We start from the raw sequence: 18497 nt of genomic DNA on the forward strand, positions 1-18497 counted from the left end.
CAATTGGGAGGTGTGTTTTTAAGTATTAGTCTTCCTTTTTCTTTAAAAGTAAGAGTCCAGCTGCCCCTGCGATTAGGAGTCCAGCTAGAGCAAAGCTAGTAGTCTTTTCTTGACTGCCGGTCTGCGGAAGGTTCTGGCTCTTGTAGGTCAGGACTACCGTTTGAGCCGGTGGATTCACTGTAGCAGGCTTCCAGTCAAGGACAGTCTGACTTGGCGCTTGATAGGTTGGGTCAGGTGCCGCAGGATTTGGGAGGTCTGTCAGTTCGGCCAACTGGCTACCAAAGATAGCATTTGAGATCCAGCGATAGAAGTGAACAGGGTGAAGCCGGTTGGTCGGATTGCCAGCATAGACAAAGAGCGGCTGTTCTTTATAAGTGCCGGCAATAGCTACGACTTTGTTAGCCAGCTGTTCATTGCCAGGCCACCAGCCAGCGATATAGAAGTCGCTGCCAGCAATGCTGGCAAGAGTCCTAAAGTTGGCAGGAATCTTAGCAATCCAGTTACCAGAGTTGGAGTAAAAGAGTCCATCCTTCTTGTAGCCGCTGGACAGCGGGTCTTGGTCTTGGATAACGGCCTTCATCAGTCCTTCATAGTCACTGCCGTTCTTGAAGCGCTCAGCGTCAAATCCATCTAAGATTCCTAGTTTTTCCAAGCGCTGCATAGCAGAGCCTCCGACGACGATGGTTGGCTTAAGTCCGACAAGAGACTTGTCATAGTTGTTGCTTTCAAGAACTATGACGTCCGCTTCTTCTGGGCTGTCGACGATTTCAAAGCCCATATTTTTCAGAGCCAAAGCAGTGTGAGCTGGTGAGTCCACACCTGCCCATGAAAATTGATGCGGTGGTGCGTAGACCTTGAGAGGCTTCAGAGTTGGTCCCTGTGGAATCTTATAGAGGGCATCACCGTAAATGGCATAGCGATCCAGAAGGCTGGTAAAGGTCGGCGTATCAACGATATAGCCATCGTCTGTCAGATAGACCTTTTTGCCTTCTGCAAGAGCTTGGTTGACGGCCTTGACCGCGCTCTCAGACGTATTGACAATGACGTAATAAGGCGCTTTCTCGTCAACCTGGCTGGTACGGGCAGCACGGAGGGCTGTCACCTCTCCTAGCTTGCCTTCAAAGAGCTTATCACCAAAAACTGGTTGAGCTTTGAAGCCTTTCATATCAGGGAAGTTGACGACTAACTCTGCATACATAGCTGCCCACTTGGATTCATCTGAGCCCTTGTAGAGGACATGATTGGCATAGCCACGCTTAGCTTGCGCCATATCCACAACCAGATCACCTTTTTTATAGTTGCCGCTGTCTTCTTTGAGTTCTTTGACAAGCACACCGTTGCGCTTGAAATAGTCAATCATATTAAAGGCTTCTTGGCTATCGTTATCTTTATCTAGCCCCATTGGGATGACATAGTAGTCTGGGAAGAATTTTTTCTGGCCTTTTTTAATCCTGCCTACAACCTGACCATCAGGTCCGACGAGTTCATTTTCTGCCTTAGGATCTTCGACTTTATTGATACCGCGCAGGTAGAAGTTGAGACGCATCTCCATGAGCTTGTCGGGGTTCTTAGCGAGATAGTCAAGGCCTCCTAGGACCGCATAGTATCCAGCCTTGTAGGACTCTTGATTGCCCTCTGGAATTTCGATAGTATGCCCTAGGATACCATGGTACATGGCATAAACAGCTGTGTAGCCTGAGAAGGAATCATCCCATCCGTCTCCCCAGTCGAGTTTAGGAATGATGTATTTATCATAGCCAGAGTTGGCAACGCCTGCCCGCCCCATGTGGTGGGCGTTGTCCAGCATGAGGTCAGCTAAAAGGTCATATTCAAAGTTAGGATCGTGAGGCGGGGTTGCCGGCTCAATCAGGAATTCCTTGACAAAGCCGTGGATATCATAGAGGGCAATTGGGTTCCATTTGTTAATCAATCCAGCAACGGTGCGGGTTTCAGGATTGGCTTGGTAGCCAGTATCACGGTTGGGGTCAAGGCCATTGGCCAGAGCCCGAGTGTTGAGGACATCTCCGTCAGGGTTTTCCGTAAAGTCAAAGAGGAAGATAAACTTCTTCAGCAAGTCTTGGATGTTGAGGGTGACAAGTTTTTCAGAACCATCGGCAGCACTTGTTTTGAAGCTGACTTGGTCTTTAGTTGCAAAGGTCTTAAAGAGACCTGTGATAATATCAATCCCCGGCTGTTCATCAGCGTGGGTGTTGTTAATGAGCACAGGCAGTTTATAGTCTAGGTTGCCATTTTTGAGAGCTGCCAGCATCTCTGCTGGTTTGGTCAAGGCCTGCGGATTAGTTGTGCTGAGGTAGTCGTCAATGCTCTTTTGGTCAGAACTGATGATACCCAGCTTGATATCACGACCCTGAGCGCTCTTTCCTATGTTCTCAATCTGTACCAAGCGGTCCGTTTTAGCATCCTGTCTGCTCTTTTCAATAGATGCCAGCATTTCCTCATGGCTGTGGAAGTCTTCGTAAGGGCGCAAGATGATATTTTTACGAATGGTCAGTCCTAGGTCCTGACTTCTACCGACCAATTCATGGCTACCGATAAAGTTTCGATAGGTCCGGCGGATATTGTTGGGAGAGCGTAGGCTGAGATCTTGTCCGAAAAGTTCCTTAAACTGCAGATTCAGATGAAGGTCATTTCCGTCGGCTTTTTCCTCGATAGTGAGAAAAGGTTGCCCAGTAAAGGTGCCAGTGTCCATGTTCCAGGTTTTCCAGTCGGCAATCGGTTTATTGTCCAGAGTCCAGGTCAGCTTACCCGCCTGAGAAGCCTGTCCTTGGACGGTATCCTTGAGCTCTGCAGACTCAGACATATAAACGGTACCATCAGCCAGCTGGGTCTTAGCTTCTTCAGAAGCAGCTACTCTTGGTTGACCTGCGGCAGAAACGGCAGAATTCTCAGCAGCAGGAGTCTGTTCTTTTTCTCCTGTCTGATTTGGAGCAGCTTGAGCAGCTTCTGCTGCAGGAGTGACAGTCTCTACCTGATTGGCGGCCGGCTGTGACTCAGTGCTGTTATGCTGGTCAGCCGCGGCCTTGCCCTGAGCTAAGACAGCCATCAATACAGCGGCTGATAAACTCAAAGCCTGAGTATAGAGACGCTTCTTGTATGAATCGTTCATTAGGAAATCTCCTTTGTGTAAAATATTCTATATTTAGTATAACAAATATAGAAAGCGCTCTTAATTAAAAATAGAAAAAACATACAAAGATGTTCAAAATAGTTTTTCAGGTGAATTGCTGAGCATAGGGGGAACTTCCTTGTTTCAAGTGCTTTTTGCAATATCCGAACCTTCTGCTTTTATTTTCTGAAATTGTATACAAAATCCTCGAATTTATGCTACAATGAGACAAACTAAAAATGATTGGAGCCAAGCATGAAAGCAATTATTACCGTTGTCGGAAAAGATAAAACAGGGATTGTAGCCGGAGTTTCCACTAAGATTGCGGAGCTGGGGCTGAATATTGACGATATTTCCCAAACCGTTTTGGAGGAATATTTTACCATGATGGCCTTGGTGTCAAGCGATGAAAAGCAAGATTTTACGGCCCTTCGCAATGAGTTTGAAGCTTTCGGCCAAGAGCTCAACGTTAAAATCAACATTCAGAGCGCAGCCATTTTTGATGCCATGTACAATATCTAAGGAGTGAAGGATGGATATTAGACAAGTAACAGAAACCATTGCCATGATTGAGGAGCAGAATTTTGATATTCGAACCATCACCATGGGTATTTCACTCTTGGACTGTATTGACACGGATATTGATCGAGCGGCGGAGAAGATTTACCAAAAAATCACTACCAAAGCAAAAGATCTGGTGGCAGTTGGGGATGAAATTGCTGCCGAGCTCGGGATTCCCATCGTCAACAAGCGGGTATCAGTGACTCCGATTTCTCTGATTGGGGCAGCGACAGACAGCGCTGACTACGTGCCTCTGGCCAAGGCTTTAGACAAGGCGGCTAAGGAAATCGGTGTTGACTTTATCGGTGGTTTCTCTGCCTTGGTTCAAAAAGGCTATCAAAAAGGCGATGAAATCCTCATTAATTCTATTCCACGCGCTTTGGCTGAGACGGACAAGGTCTGCTCCTCTGTCAATATCGGCTCAACCAAGACCGGCATTAACATGACGGCAGTTGCGGATATGGGGCGGATTATCAAGGAAACAGCCCAGCTTTCTGACATGGGTGCGGCCAAGTTGGTCGTCTTTGCCAATGCGGTAGAGGACAATCCTTTCATGGCAGGCGCTTTTCACGGTGTCGGTGAAGCAGATGTGGTCATCAATGTCGGTGTTTCTGGACCAGGTGTTGTCAAGCGAGCCTTGGAAAAGGTCCGTGGTGAGAGCTTTGACGTGGTCGCTGAAACAGTCAAGAAAACAGCCTTCAAAATTACCCGTATCGGCCAGTTGGTCGGTCAGATGGCCAGCGAGCGTCTGGGCGTCAAGTTCGGGATTGTTGACTTGAGTCTGGCTCCAACACCGGCGGTCGGGGATTCAGTGGCCCGTGTCTTGGAAGAAATGGGCTTGGAAACAGTTGGTACTCATGGCACGACAGCGGCGCTTGCCCTGCTCAATGACCAAGTCAAAAAAGGCGGTGTCATGGCCTGTAATCAGGTTGGCGGACTGTCTGGTGCTTTCATTCCTGTGTCAGAAGACGAGGGCATGATTGCAGCTGTGCAGAATGGCTCGCTCAATCTAGAAAAGCTAGAAGCTATGACAGCTATCTGCTCGGTAGGTTTGGATATGATTGCCATTCCAGAGGCGACACCTGCTGAAACCATTGCGGCCATGATTGCGGATGAAGCGGCGATTGGTGTTATCAATCAAAAGACGACAGCTGTGCGGATTATTCCAAAGGGCAAGGAAGGCGATATGATTGAATTTGGCGGGCTCTTGGGAACAGCTCCGGTCATGAAGGTCAATCAGGCTTCGTCAGCAGCCTTTATCGCGCGGGGGGGTCAAATTCCAGCGCCCATTCACAGCTTTAAAAATTAAAAAGCTAGATTTGAAACAGCTTTTAAGAAAGCATTATAAAGGACAGCTATTCAGTTTCCGAGTAGGAGTTTGCGGGATTGAGTCTAGCTGGATGCTTGAAATGTCGGGGATTATAAGGAGATTGTTTAGGGTATGAATAAAAGAGAGCTAGCTGAGCTGGCCCTTGATTTAGGTTTGGATTTTGATAAAGAGAGCGGCATTATATATGGCCGTAGAAGGGATTATGCTTTTTATCTAGAGACCATAACAGATGGCGATGAATTTGCGATTTTCTTTTCAGTCAGATGTGAGCAGGGTTATATCGGCCGAGATACCTTGGAAGCTCTGATCAACGATTCCGAAGTTTTGATTGATTTTGAGAGAGCTGGCTATAGCCTAGCCTGTCAGATTTTGGCAGATCAGGATCGGGATCTGCTGCCGGATATTTTGGAGGAGGCTATCGAAGACTGCACCCGCTACTTTGAGGAGCAAGGGCTGGTTAGCGCCTGTGAGAAAACCGGTGAAACCGGAGATGTAGATTTGTATCAGTTCAAAGGAGATTGGCTCTTTCTCACGCCATCTAGCTATGAGCGAATGCTTTCCATCTCACAAGATAATGTGACAAAGCGCTCCCTTCCTCATCAAAGTCCGCAGAAAATACATTATTTCCTGGGGATTGTCGGGGCTTTCTTGACTAGCTTGCTTGGTGCATACCTTGTCTTCTTCCTGACAGGTGCATCCTTGGCTATGGGCTTCCTATCAGGTTTTACACTGCTATTTAGCATTGCTTGCTATGAAAAGTTTGTCAAAGGGATTTCTGTTTTAGGAATTGTGGCAAGTTTCTTTTTTACTTTAACGATGAGCTTTTTAGCTGTTCAAATTGGTTATGCCAATTCTTTTTACCAAGGGGAAGGCAATATTTTGCAAGCTGTTATCGCTATTAATACAGCCGCTTTATCCGGACAGTTTGGTCTTAATTATTGGCTCCATTATCCGTTCATTGTTCTTGGATGTGTCAGTGCTGTAAAAGTTCATATTCAGTCTCTATAGTTGATTAGATGCTGATTTCACGGTGAGCCGCTGTCTACCATAGCGGAGAACTGAATTCTTCCTCTTCTTTATCCTAAAGAATTCGAAGGCCTTTTTCAAAATTTACTATAACAAACAAAAATAAAAGAGGTAAACTATGTCAAAAACAAGACTCTATGTTATCCGTCATGGCAAGACCATGTTTAATACTATCGGCCGGGCACAGGGCTGGTCTGATACGCCGCTGACTGCCGAAGGCGAGCGCGGTATTCGTGAGCTGGGTATCGGATTGCGAGAGTCTAGCTTGCCTTTTATCAAGGCTTTTTCCAGTGATAGCGGCAGGACCATTCAGACCATGGGGATTATCCTAGAAGAGCTGGGTCTGACTGGTCAGATTCCCTATCGCTATGACAAGCGCATCCGGGAGTGGTGTTTCGGAAGTTTTGATGGTGCCTATGGGGGTGAGCTCTTTCATGGCGTTATCCCACGAGTTCTTAAGACGGATAATTACAAAGAGCTCAGTTGGCCGGATTTGGCGAATGGTCTGGTAGAAGTGGATTCGGCTGGCTGGGCTGAGCCTTGGGACAAGCTTAGCGGTCGGATTTTAGAAGGATTTGAAGCCATTGCTAGAGAGGTGGAGTCCTCTGGCGGCGGCAATGCTCTGGTCGTCAGCCACAGCATGACCATTGGTACTTTGGCTTATCTGGTTGATGAGAATATCACGAAAAATCCTAATGTCGACAATGGCAGTGTCACAGTGTTGGAGTATGAAAATAGTCGCTTCAGCATTCAAGCTCTGGGCGATGTGTCTTACCGTCAGATCGGAGCAGCTATATTGGACCGAGAAAATCAAGAATGAGCGGGAGTTTTGAGACTCCTGCTTTTTGCTTTGAATGCCAGATGGCGCCAATTTCTTTATAAAATGGTATAATATGAAAAGAATAACGGAGGAAATGAAATGGCAAAAACTAGATTATACTTGGTTCGTCATGGCAAAACCATGTTTAATACTATCGGCCGGGCTCAAGGCTGGTCTGATACCCCTTTGACTGAAGTTGGGGAACGTGGCATTCATGAGTTGGGCCTTGGCCTGAGAGAAGCTGGGCTTGATTTCAAAATGGCCCGCTCCAGCGACAGCGGCCGGACTATTCAGACCATGGGCATTATTCTAGAGGAACTGGGCCTAACTGGTCAGATTCCTTATACCTTTGACAAGCGGATTCGTGAATGGTGCTTTGGCAGTTTTGATGGAGGTTATGATGGAGAGCTCTTTATGGGTGTGATGCCCCGGGTTTTCAATATTGAGCATGTCCATCAGCTCAGCTATGCTGAGCTAGCAGAAGGTCTTGTAGAAGTTGATACAGCGGGCTGGGCGGAAAACTGGGAAAAGCTCAGCGGCCGAATCTGGGAAGGTTTTTCAGCCATAGCTGAGGAACTGGAAGCTGTTGGCGGCGGCAATGCTCTTGTAGTCAGCCACGGCATGACCATTGGGACCTTTGTTTATCTAATCAACCGAACTCAGCCTCATGGTTTGGACAACGGCAGTGTGACGGTTGTAGACTATGAAGACGGTAAATTCACAGTAGCTTGCATCGGAGATATGTCTTATCGTGAGACCGGTGCTGAAGTAATGGAGGAAGAAGTTGAAACGCGCTAAACATCGCAAAGAAAAGAGAAAATCGAAGTCTAAAAAGATTGGGTTGACGTTTTTGTTGTTAATCGTCTTGTGTCTGGCAGCTGGAGGGACGGCGATTTATTTCCGTCCGTCCTTGTTACAAGATCTGCTTGCAAAGATTCAGTTTTCGGGTTCGTCTAGCAGTTCTGCTACGAAGGGCACTTCTAGCTCAGAGAGTTCGCAGTCGGATTTGCCCAAGGTGTCATCTGCTGACTGGAATTTGATTTTGGTCAATCGTGACAACCAGCAAGAAGAAAAAACACCTGATCTGACTCAGATTGGAGAGATCCAGGTGGACAGTCGCATTGCTGAAAATACTCGGCAATTTCTAGCAGCAGCCCAAGCAATAGCTCCTGAAGAAACTTTAATCTCTGGCTATCGTAGCCGAGCTGAGCAGGAGGAACTCTATAACGAAAAAGTTGCTGGGGAAGTCGCCAAAGGCTTGTCAAATGAAGAAGCAGTCAGCATCGTGCTGAAGCAGGTGCAGCTTCCAGGAGCCAGCGAACATCAAACGGGCTTGGCTATTGATATGAGTGTCCCAGAAGGTCAGGAGGATGAACTGGCAGCCAAGATTGCTGAGCTAGCTCCGCAATATGGCTTTGTCCTTCGCTATCCGGATGGCAAGAGTGATATTACTGGAGTTGATTTTGAGAACTGGCATTACCGCTATGTCGGTGTGGAGAATGCCCAATATATGCAGAAGCATAATCTGGTTCTGGAAGAATATATCGCCCTGCTTAAGGCAGCTGGAAAATAAACAACTAAGTCAGGTGTTCCTGGCTTTTTTTATGCAAATTTATCAGGAGTCAGGTCACTAATCACGTTTGCTTCAGATTTAAAGCAGGTTTAGCTACAAGTATTGAAAGATAAAAATGAATCACTTTTTGTAAAAAATATTTATAAAATCTTGACAACTATATCGGACTGCGATATAATTTTTGTATCAAGGTTCGATATATCGAGATGAAAGTGAGATGAAAAGATGAGTGGATTGACAGAAAAGCTTAGGAGAGTCTATGTGCCAATGACAGAGACAGGTTTTTATATCCTTTTCTGTCTTCAGAAAGAGAGGCATGGATACAGTATTACTCAAAAAGTCAAGGAGCTGACAGAAGGACAGCTATCTATCAGCCCGGGAACCATGTACGGAACCTTGGCAAAGATGGAGAAAGATGGTCTGATTGTCTTTGTTCGTGAGGAAGAAAAGAGAAAACTCTATTCTATCACGGAGCTTGGAAGACAGATTTTAGAGTTGGAAATCCAGCGGATTGAGCGCCTTTACCGAAATAGTAAGGAGGAAGTTTGATGGAAAAGAAAATTGTCTATAAAATCTTTACCATTGCAGACTATGACAGAGAAGCGGCTTATTTTAAAAAAATGCATAGCCAAGGCTGGAAATTGAAAAAAGTAAGTTATTCTCCCTTTCTTGTTGCGGTTCGCTATACTTTTGAAGCCTGTCCGCCTCAGGAAGTGGCCTATCAATTAGATTTTTGCCCCATAAAGAAGGCGGAGCAAGAATCCTATTATCAACTGTTTGAGGATTGTGGCTGGGAACATATTGCAAACTTTAATCAGTTTTCTTATTTCCGCAAGCCAGTTTCTCGGATTGATGCAGACAGTGATCTTGAAATCTATAATGACGCTTGGTCTAAGCTAGAAATGGTCAAGCGTTTGCTTGTATGGAGGTTTTTGCCAGCCATCATGGTTTTGTGTGTCACTACCTATCTCATTCTAGATATTTTCCAGAAGAGTTTGAAAGCAAGTCTATTATTCAAATCAATCTTAGCAATAGACTGTGTCATATTGCTCATTCTGTTCTGTCAACTGGTTTATATTGCCTTGCGTTTTTGGAAAATGAGGCAGGAACTGAAAGACTGATTACAGCTTTGTTAAATATTGTTGTGAAAGCGAGGAAAACAATGAAAAAGACCATTATTGAAGTGCAAGGCTTGAAAAAGAAGTTCAAGGAACAAGAAGCCTTGGCAGGAATTGATTTTTCTATCCGAGAGGGAGAGATTTTTGGATTCCTAGGGCCTTCTGGATCTGGTAAAACAACGACCATCAATATTTTGACTGGTCAGTTGTCTGCAGATGCTGGGACAGCTCATGTGCTGTCTGCACCGGTTGAGGATTTAAAGGCAGAAGTTCTAGAGCAGATAGGGATTGTCAGCGATGGCAGTGGTTTTTATGAAAAGATGTCACTTTATAAGAATCTCAAGGCTTATGCTATGCTCTTTGGGGTTAAGATGCTAGAAGTCGATGAACTTCTTCAAAAAGTGGGCCTCTATGATAGTCGCAACAAGGTGGCGGAAAAACTATCTACCGGTATGAAGCAGCGGATGTTACTGGTCCGTGCCTTGATTAATCGACCTAAACTGCTCTTCTTGGATGAGCCAACCAGTGGCTTGGATCCATCAACCTCTCGGACCATTCACGAATTGTTGCTGGAACTAAAAGCACAGGGGACAACTATTTTTCTGACGACTCATGATATGCAGGAAGCTACCCTCTTGTGTGATCGCCTAGCCTTGCTAAGTAAAGGAAAACTAGTCGAAGTGGGCAGTCCACATGATATTATCCAAAAGTATAATACGGATAAGAAGGTTCGTTTAGAATATGTAGATTTGACGGCGAAGACGGTGGCCTTTGAGGAACTGCAGGGAGGCTTGGATTTGTCCGATGTTATCAGTATTCATTCCTGCGAACCAACTTTGGAAGATGTTTTCATCACTTTGACAGGAGGTACCTTAAATGTCTAATAAATTCAAAGGTATGATTTGGCTGAGAGGTCAAGTGACGCTAGCTAATAAAAGTATCCTATTGCAGGTTTTTATGCCGATTTTCCTCATTTTTCTCTATAAATTTATTTTTTCTCTGAATGGAGCGGAGCAGGAAATTGGAGGAGAAAAGCTGGCTACTTTATTACTGAATATTTCTTTACCTTTCTCTCTAGCCATGTCAGTTGGAACACCCATTATCATCATCTTAGCTGAGGAAAGAGAAAAACATAATTTGCAAAGTTTGCGCTTGGCTGGTGTGACAGCTGGTCAATACATTCTCTCTGCTTTAATCTGGCCAGCGATTATTGGGTTTTTTTATATCGTCATTACCCCACTTTTGGTTGGAGCTAAGCTTTCTAATCATCTGTTCAGCTATAGTTTGGTTCTCTTATTGACCATGCTGGTCTTAATTTTCTTCTTTTTAATGGTTGGTCTTTTTTGTAAAAATCAGGTCATGGCACAATCCCTTAGTGTTCCAGCTATGCTCTTGGCGGCATTTATTCCTATGTTTTCAAACATGAGCGAGGAGTTATTTAAAGTGCTGCGTTATAGCTTTATGGGGCTCTTTAGTAGTTATATGAAAGATTGGTCTCAATTCCATTTATGGAGCGGAGAATTTTTGGCTCTGCTAGTTTGGTTGCTTCTTTTTGCAGGAATTTCTTTCTATTTGATGCGCCATTTGCAAATCTTGGAGGATTAATCTAGGTCGCCAGACTGATTTTTAGCACTCTTGTAAAAAGAGTGCTATTTTTTTGAGTTTTTGTCTTGACTTTGGTGTGGAAGAGTGTATAATAGAATCATGAGTTAGCACTCGGGGTGATTGAGTGCTAATCGACAGCAGAATCTTGATTGGAGGTGATGCCGTGGTCACGGAGCGTCAAAATGAGATTTTGAATTTGATTATTGATATCTTTACCAAGACTCACGAGCCGGTCGGCTCCAAAGCCCTGCAGGATTCCATCAATTCCAGTAGTGCCACCATCCGCAACGATATGGCGGCTTTGGAAAAGCAGGGGCTTCTGGAAAAGGCGCATACGTCCAGCGGCCGTAAGCCTAGCGTGGCTGGTTTTCAATACTTTGTCAAGCATTCTCTGTCCTTTGATCGTCTCGCTGAGAATGAACTCTATGAGGTTATCAAAGCCTTTGACCATGAATTTTTCAACTTGGAGGACATTCTTCAACAGGCAGCGGATCTTTTGACTAAGCTCAGTGGATGCACGGTTGTTGCACTGGATGTAGAACCCAGTCGGCAGCGCTTGACAGCTTTTGACATCGTTGTGCTCAGTCAGCATACGGCTCTGGCGGTCTTCACCTTGGATGAGTCCAATACCATCACCAGTCAGTTTATGATTCCGCGCAACTTTCTAAGAGAAGACCTGGATAGGCTTAAAGGCTTAGTAAGGGAGCGGTTCTTGGGACAGACAGTGCTGGACATCCATTACAAGATTCGGACGGAAATTCCGCAGATTATCCAACGCTATTTCACTACGACGGACAATGTCATTCAGCTCTTTGAGCATATCTTTGGTGATATTTTCAAGGAAAATGTGATTCTGTCTGGCAAGGTTCAGCTCTTGGAATTTTCAGATCTGTCAGCTTATCAGTTTTTTGATGACGCGCAGAAAGTAGCCTTTGAAATTCGCGACAGTTTGGCCGAAGATCAGATGCAAAGCGTGCGCGTGGCAGACAGTAGAGAAAGTTGTTTGGCTGATTTGACGCTGATTTCCAGCAAATTCTTGATTCCTTATCGAGGATTTGGGGTGTTGGCAGTTGTCGGTCCGGTCAATCTTGACTACCAACGGCTGGTCAGTCAGATGAATGTCGTCAACCGCGTACTGACCATGAAACTAACCGACTTCTATCGCTATCTGAGCAGTAATCACTATGAAGTCCACTAAATATAGTATAAATATTCCTAAAAAGGAGGTGCCTTGTGGCAAAGCATAAACAAGAAGAACATCCAGAAGATGTAGAAGTAAAAGAGGAAGCTGTAGAAACAGCTGAGCAAGCTGAATCAGCAAGCCCTGAAAAATCAGAATTAGAATTAGCTAATGAACGGGCAGAAGATTTTGAAAACAAATATCTCCGTGCTCATGCAGAAATGCAGAACATCCAGCGCCGAGCAAATGAAGAACGCCAGCAGCTGCAAAGATACCGCAGTCAGGATCTGGCAAAAGCTATTTTGCCTTCGATAGATAATCTGGAGCGCGCGCTTGCCGTTGAAGGTCTGACAGATGATGTTAAAAAAGGACTGGAAATGGTGCAGGAAAGCTTGATTCATGCTCTCAAAGAAGAGGGTATCGAAGAAATTCCAGCTGACGGAGATTTTGACCATAACTATCACATAGCCATTCAAACCGTTCCAGCTGACGATGAGCACCCAGCTGACACTATCGCGCAGGTCTTCCAAAAAGGCTACAAACTTCATGACCGTATCCTTAGACCCGCTATGGTGGTTGTTTATAACTAGGAGGTAAGTCAGAAATCTTTGATTTCGTTGAAGCACCCCCGCAAGGGTGATTAGGCTGATCACGAGCGTTTGCGAAGTGAACTGCCAATCAGCTACTGCGTATAATTTCGACTTCTCGTGTCATAACTTACATAATAGAAAACTTGTCCGAAACGACAATAAACTATGAAGAAAGATAAAAAATTGTTCAGCTTTGCAATAGTGAGCGAAGCGAACCAAAGAGTATTGAAAATAAAATTAAAGTAAAAAGAGGTAAAAACATGTCTAAAATTATCGGTATTGACTTAGGTACAACAAACTCAGCAGTTGCAGTTCTTGAAGGAACTGAAAGCAAAATCATCGCAAACCCAGAAGGAAATCGTACAACACCATCTGTAGTGTCATTCAAAAATGGTGAAATCATTGTTGGTGATGCGGCAAAACGTCAAGCAGTAACAAATCCAGATACAATCATTTCCATCAAATCAAAAATGGGAACATCTGAAAAAGTAGCTGCTAATGGTAAAGAATACACTCCGCAAGAAATCTCAGCTATGATTCTGCAATACTTGAAAGGTTATGCAGAAGAATACCTTGGTGAAAAAGTAAGCAAAGCAGTTATCACAGTACCAGCTTACTTTAACGATGCACAACGTCAAGCGACTAAAGATGCTGGTAAAATCGCTGGTCTTGAAGTAGAACGTATCGTCAACGAACCAACTGCAGCAGCCCTTGCTTACGGTCTTGACAAACAAGATAAAGAAGAAAAGATCTTGGTCTTTGACTTGGGTGGCGGTACCTTTGACGTTTCAATCCTTGAGTTGGGTGATGGCGTCTTTGATGTACTGGCAACTGCAGGTGATAACAAACTCGGTGGTGACGACTTTGACCAAAAGATTATCGACCACATGGTGGCTGAGTTCAAGAAAGAGAACGGCATCGACTTGTCAAATGATAAGATGGCGCTTCAGCGTTTGAAAGATGCAGCTGAAAAGGCTAAGAAAGACCTTTCAGGTGTAACTTCTACTCAAATCAGCTTGCCGTTTATCACAGCTGGCGACGCTGGACCTCTCCACTTGGAAATGACTCTGACTCGTGCTAAATTTGACGATTTGACTCGTGACTTGGTAGAGCGCACTAAAGAACCAGTTCGTCGTGCTCTTTCTGACGCAGGTTTGAGCTTGTCAGAAATTGACGAAGTAATCTTGGTTGGTGGTTCAACTCGTATTCCGGCTGTTGTAGAAGCTGTTAAGGCTGAAACTGGTAAAGAACCAAACAAATCAGTGAACCCTGACGAAGTAGTTGCCATGGGTGCTGCTATCCAAGGTGGTGTTATCACTGGTGATGTCAAAGACGTTGTCCTTCTTGACGTGACACCATTGTCACTTGGTATCGAAACAATGGGTGGCGTCTTCACTAAGCTGATTGACCGCAACACAACGATTCCAACTTCTAAATCACAAGTCTTCTCTACAGCAGCGGACAACCAACCAGCCGTTGATATCCATGTTCTTCAAGGTGAACGCCCAATGGCAGCGGATAACAAGACTCTGGGACGCTTCCAATTGACTGATATCCCAGCTGCTCCTCGTGGAATCCCTCAAATCGAAGTAACCTTTGACATCGACAAGAACGGTATCGTATCTGTTAAAGCTAAAGACCTTGGAACTCAAAAAGAACAACACATTGTCATCCAATCTAACAGCGGCCTGACTGACGAAGAAATCGACCGCATGATGAAGGATGCAGAAGCGAATGCAGAAGCAGATAAGAAACGTAAAGAAGAAGTAGACCTTCGTAACGAAGTTGACCAAGCTATTTTTGCGACTGAAAAGACTATCAAGGAAACTGAAGGTAAAGGCTTCGATGCAGAGCGTGACGCAGCCCAAGCTGCTCTTGATGAACTTAAGAAAGCGCAAGAAGATAATAACTTGGACGACATGAAAGTGAAATTGGAAGCTCTTAACGAAAAAGCTCAAGCGCTAGCAGTGAAACTCTACGAACAAGCTGCTGCAGCTCAACAAGCCCAAGCAGGAGCAGAAGGAGCTGAAAACGCTGGCTCAACCAAGGCGGATGATGATGTCGTAGACGGAGAGTTTACGGAGAAATAGGCGGTGAGACAGAACTAAAAATTGAAAGTTTTTAGTTCGTAGTCGAACCCCCGCGAGGATGATTAGGATTTTTGGGAGTCTGAAAGACGAACCTAAAATCCAATCAGCTACCGCGTCAAAAATTTTTCGAAAAATATTGTTTTGAAAATTTCACATCGTAATGATAGGAAGAAATCCAGAGGTTGCAACCCAGCCTCTGTTTTTCGCTAAACTAGAGGGTGACGCTTATGAAGAAAGTGCTCTGTTTAATTTATCCTAATTTTTCACTTTATGAAGTAGTTGGTCTGACCAGTACTTTAGATCTATCTTTTGGTGTTGAGGTTGATTATGCTGGTTCAGATAGAAATGTCATAATATCGGAAGATGGATTAGCCTGTCAACCTACTAGAACATTGGATGAAGTAGTCATCGGAGACTATTCTTGTGTCATTTTGCCAGGAATGATAAATATCGTCCCTGCTTTGCATGATGAAAAATTGATTTCTTTCCTAAAAAGTTTGAAGCAGCAAGAAGTTTTAATTGCAGCTATTTCCTCAGCTCCCATTTTATTGGCGAAAGCAAGTTTGTTGAAGGACACTAGATTTACTGGTGGGATTTGGCAAAACTTTTTTGACTATTTTGAATTTTTTCTTAGGAGAAATTTCAAAGCTCAAGCTGTTCTGCAAGATAAAAACATCATTACAGCTGTTGGCTTTGCACATCAAGCGTTTGCGAGAAAAGTGATTCTTAGTCTAGATTTGGTAGATAATGCTGACAACTATTTTAAAGAACGGAATCAGTATTCGGAAGAGGACTTGATATTCGCTTTATCAGAAGAAGAGTTTGCTGAAATGAAGCATGAATTTGAAAATACCCTCTAATCAATATTTTCTATAAATTAAAGAAAGGAACATAGGTGTTCACAACTGAACACGGGTTCCAAAAATTCTGACTCAATATAAAAGAAAGGAACTGAACCCGACCTAAATTCTTGGAAAAAAGAGAAATCAGCCTAGGAGCATTGCTCCGTCGTCTGATTTCCTATTTTTCAGTCGAATTTTACGGTCTTGGTATCTTACATGAACAATACAGAATTTTATGACCGTCTAGGTGTCTCTAAGAATGCTTCTCAGGATGAGATTAAGAGAGCCTATCGGAAATTATCTAAAAAGTATCACCCCGATATTAATAAGGAAGCTGGGGCGGAGGACAAATATAAAGAAGTCCAAGAGGCTTATGAAACGCTGAGCGACGAGCAAAAGCGGGCAGCCTATGATCAATACGGCGCAGCGGGAGCTAATGGTGGCTTTGGCGGTGGTGCAGGCGGCTTCGGTGGCTTTGATGGATCCGGCTTTGGCGGCTTTGAAGACATCTTCTCTAGCTTCTTTGGTGGCGGTGCTTCGCGTAATCCTAATGCTCCGCGCCAAGGGGACGATCTTCAGTATCGTGTGAATCTCCGCTTTGAAGAAGCCATTTTCGGGGCTGAGAAGGAAATCAAGTATAACCGTGAAGCGACTTGTCGTACCTGCGACGGGTCTGGTGCTAAGCCAGGGACTAGTCCTGTTACCTGTGGCCGCTGTCATGGCTCAGGTGTCATCAATGTTGATACCCAGACACCGCTTGGCATGATGCGTCGGCAAGTGACCTGTGATGTCTGTCACGGCCGAGGAAAAGAAATCAAAAATCCTTGTGAAACCTGTCATGGAACGGGGCATGAGAAACAGGCTCATAGCGTCAAGGTCAAAATCCCTGCTGGTGTGGAAACTGGTCAGCAGGTCCGTCTGTCTGGTCAAGGCGAGGCGGGCTTTAATGGTGGTCCTTATGGTGACCTTTATGTCGTGGTCCAAGTTGAGCCGAGTGATAAGTTTGAGCGAGATGGGTCTACCATTTACTACAAGCTCAATCTCAACTTTGTCCAAGCAGCTCTTGGTGACAGCGTGGATATTCCAACTGTTCACGGGGATGTCGAGCTGAATATACCAGAAGGAACACAGACTGGCAAGCGTTTCCGTCTGCGTGGTAAGGGAGCACCGAGTCTGCGTGGTGGAAGCATGGGTGACCAGTATGTTACTGTCAATGTTGTGACGCCGACTGGCCTCAACGATCGCCAAAAAGCAGCCCTCAAAGAATTTGCGGAAGCTGGTAATATCTCGGTCAATCCTAAGAAAAAAGGCTTCTTCGACAAAATGAAAGATGCCTTGGAAGATTTGTAATCATATAAAAAGGAGCAGCCTAACGTGTCAAGCCCCAGTTAAACTGGACAGTAAAAAAGTACATTATTGATGAAGGTATGACTCCCTGAATTCCACAGGGGTCATACCTTTTAATTTTTCTTGCGGTCTATCAAAGTTATACCACTGAATATAGTAGCTAATTTGTTGGATTAACTCATCTCTAGTTTCTGGTTTGTGAAGGCTAAGTGACTCACTCTTTAAATGAGAGAAGAAATTCTCACAACAAGCATTGTCATAACAGTTTCCTCTTCCTGAGTGAGAGATTGTTACGCCGTAGGCATCTAATTTTCTTAAGTATTGGACGTTTGTATATTGAAAGCCTTGATCTGAATGGAGAATACAAGATTGGGTCATATCCCATGTTTCATTAAAGACCAAATCTAAATTATCAAAAACAAGACGATTATCATTGAAATCGGAAAGCTGATAGGCTAGAATAGAGTTGTCATATAAGTCTTTTATGACACTTAGAAACATCCGTCCATTTTTGTAATAGACATAACTAACGTCTGTCACGAGTTTTTGGTTGGGACGAGATGCTTCAAACCTGCGGGCAAGCACGTTATAGTGGACGTGTCTTGCCTTTTCGTTTATCTCACCTTGTGTACAAGAGTCATATTTTTTCTTGCGAATGGGAGATTTGAGCCCTAAGATTCTCATATAACGATGAATGGTTTTTGGATTATGATAGATATTTTTTTGGCGTTGGAGTTGCCGCTAATGATAGCGATAGCCCTTAGGCTGCTCTTTGAAAGATGCTGTAAGGTGTTCAGCTAAATTCCAATCAAACGCTTTATAATCTGGTTTGCCATTTTTTAGCCATAGATAATAAGACGAGCGAGGAAATCCAAAATAAGCACACATAGCCACTACTGAATAACGATCTTTTAATTTGTGAACCACTCGATACTGGGCACTTCTCACTTCTTGAGGAGTGCCCTTAAAGTTTTTAAAATATCATTTTCCATCCTAAGATATTTATTTTGTTCCTCTAATGTCATATCTTCTAGTTTGACAGACTTTGGACGACTGACAGATGATTTTCCTCGTAAATCTTGTTTCAGAAGATCGGGATTTTTGCGATACTTTTTAACCCAGTTCTCTACCTGGCTTTTGGATTTTAAGCCATATTTTCGTGCAATTAATGTTAGTCCTCCACTTTTCCCACTTAAGTAATCTTCTACTACTTGGAGTTTAAAATCTGGATGGTATGTAGTGAATTGACTTCCTTTTTTTGCCATAAGAAAAGAACCTCCTTATAAGA

Annotated in this window: 18 protein-coding genes; 15 read left to right on the forward strand and 3 right to left on the reverse strand. The window is 44.2% G+C overall.

All coding sequences use genetic code 11. The features are described 5' to 3' along the window. Window positions 1–25: 25 nt before the first annotated feature. Window positions 26–3127, reverse strand: a complete 3102-nt coding sequence (locus RG608_RS11245; RefSeq protein WP_308946985.1) for an LPXTG-anchored zinc carboxypeptidase — start codon at window positions 3125–3127, stop codon at window positions 26–28. A 255-nt stretch (window positions 3128–3382) separates the two neighbouring features. Here RG608_RS11245 and RG608_RS11250 point away from each other — a divergent pair, with 255 nt between their 5' ends. The 15 genes from RG608_RS11250 (at window position 3383) to dnaJ (ending at window position 17212) form a co-directional block, all read left to right on the forward strand. Further along, window positions 3383–3649, forward strand: coding sequence for an ACT domain-containing protein (locus tag RG608_RS11250; protein ID WP_002893729.1), 267 nt, complete (start codon window positions 3383–3385; stop codon window positions 3647–3649). Window positions 3650–3659: 10 nt separating this feature from the next. Then, the gene (locus RG608_RS11255; protein ID WP_268687761.1) at window positions 3660–4997 is read left to right on the forward strand and encodes a PFL family protein; all 1338 of its coding nucleotides are present in this window, start codon (window positions 3660–3662) and stop codon (window positions 4995–4997) included. Between the two features lie 132 nt (window positions 4998–5129). Continuing rightward, window positions 5130–6026: a hypothetical protein gene (locus RG608_RS11260; protein WP_268687760.1), complete on the forward strand. Its 897-nt coding sequence runs from the start codon at window positions 5130–5132 to the stop codon at window positions 6024–6026. 136 nt (window positions 6027–6162) lie between these two features. Continuing rightward, a complete protein-coding gene (locus RG608_RS11265; protein WP_268687759.1) occupies window positions 6163–6864 on the forward strand; it encodes a histidine phosphatase family protein in 702 nt (233 codons plus the stop codon). 99 nt (window positions 6865–6963) lie between these two features. Further along, window positions 6964–7662 carry a histidine phosphatase family protein gene (locus tag RG608_RS11270; RefSeq protein WP_268687758.1) on the forward strand — a complete coding sequence of 233 codons (699 nt, stop codon included), beginning with the start codon at window positions 6964–6966 and terminating at the stop codon, window positions 7660–7662. Further along, complete coding sequence (locus RG608_RS11275) at window positions 7649–8437, forward strand: D-alanyl-D-alanine carboxypeptidase family protein (RefSeq protein ID WP_268687757.1); 789 nt, start codon at window positions 7649–7651, stop codon at window positions 8435–8437. Before RG608_RS11270 ends, RG608_RS11275 begins: the two co-directional genes overlap by 14 nt. A 225-nt stretch (window positions 8438–8662) precedes the next feature. Then, window positions 8663–8986 carry a PadR family transcriptional regulator gene (locus tag RG608_RS11280; RefSeq protein WP_125434288.1) on the forward strand — a complete coding sequence of 108 codons (324 nt, stop codon included), beginning with the start codon at window positions 8663–8665 and terminating at the stop codon, window positions 8984–8986. Further along, window positions 8986–9558 (forward strand): DUF2812 domain-containing protein, encoded by a 573-nt coding sequence (locus RG608_RS11285; RefSeq protein ID WP_268687756.1) that lies wholly within the window; start codon window positions 8986–8988, stop codon window positions 9556–9558. Before RG608_RS11280 ends, RG608_RS11285 begins: the two co-directional genes overlap by 1 nt. 41 nt (window positions 9559–9599) lie before the next feature. After that, window positions 9600–10439, forward strand: coding sequence for an ABC transporter ATP-binding protein (locus RG608_RS11290; RefSeq protein ID WP_268687755.1), 840 nt, complete (start codon window positions 9600–9602; stop codon window positions 10437–10439). Then, window positions 10432–11160, forward strand: coding sequence for an ABC transporter permease (locus RG608_RS11295; protein WP_268687754.1), 729 nt, complete (start codon window positions 10432–10434; stop codon window positions 11158–11160). The genes RG608_RS11290 and RG608_RS11295 overlap by 8 nt, the downstream gene beginning before the upstream one ends. Window positions 11161–11323: 163 nt before the next feature. Continuing rightward, entirely contained in the window at window positions 11324–12358 is a 1035-nt protein-coding gene (hrcA, locus tag RG608_RS11300) for a heat-inducible transcriptional repressor HrcA (protein ID WP_308946989.1), read from the forward strand. A 35-nt stretch (window positions 12359–12393) separates the two neighbouring features. Next, window positions 12394–12930: a nucleotide exchange factor GrpE gene (gene grpE / locus RG608_RS11305; protein WP_308946986.1), complete on the forward strand. Its 537-nt coding sequence runs from the start codon at window positions 12394–12396 to the stop codon at window positions 12928–12930. Window positions 12931–13190: 260 nt separating this feature from the next. Continuing rightward, on the forward strand, window positions 13191–15020 hold the full coding sequence (gene dnaK / locus RG608_RS11310; RefSeq protein WP_268687752.1) for a molecular chaperone DnaK: 1830 nt from the start codon (window positions 13191–13193) through the stop codon (window positions 15018–15020). Window positions 15021–15247: 227 nt separating this feature from the next. Beyond that, window positions 15248–15880 (forward strand): DJ-1/PfpI family protein, encoded by a 633-nt coding sequence (locus RG608_RS11315; protein ID WP_308946987.1) that lies wholly within the window; start codon window positions 15248–15250, stop codon window positions 15878–15880. Between the two features lie 198 nt (window positions 15881–16078). Beyond that, complete coding sequence (dnaJ, locus tag RG608_RS11320) at window positions 16079–17212, forward strand: molecular chaperone DnaJ (protein WP_268687750.1); 1134 nt, start codon at window positions 16079–16081, stop codon at window positions 17210–17212. 63 nt (window positions 17213–17275) lie between these two features. Here the strand turns inward: dnaJ and RG608_RS11325 are convergent, their stop codons facing one another. Both RG608_RS11325 and RG608_RS11330 read right to left on the reverse strand, forming a co-directional pair. Beyond that, window positions 17276–17893 carry an IS3 family transposase gene (locus RG608_RS11325; protein ID WP_308946988.1) on the reverse strand — a complete coding sequence of 206 codons (618 nt, stop codon included), beginning with the start codon at window positions 17891–17893 and terminating at the stop codon, window positions 17276–17278. Window positions 17894–18153: 260 nt separating this feature from the next. Continuing rightward, complete coding sequence (locus RG608_RS11330) at window positions 18154–18474, reverse strand: helix-turn-helix domain-containing protein (RefSeq protein ID WP_268687748.1); 321 nt, start codon at window positions 18472–18474, stop codon at window positions 18154–18156. Window positions 18475–18497 lie beyond the last annotated feature (23 nt).

The organism is Streptococcus sp. IsoGale022 (assembly GCF_031142805.1).
In the GTDB taxonomy this organism is placed as follows: domain Bacteria; phylum Bacillota; class Bacilli; order Lactobacillales; family Streptococcaceae; genus Streptococcus; species Streptococcus sanguinis_A.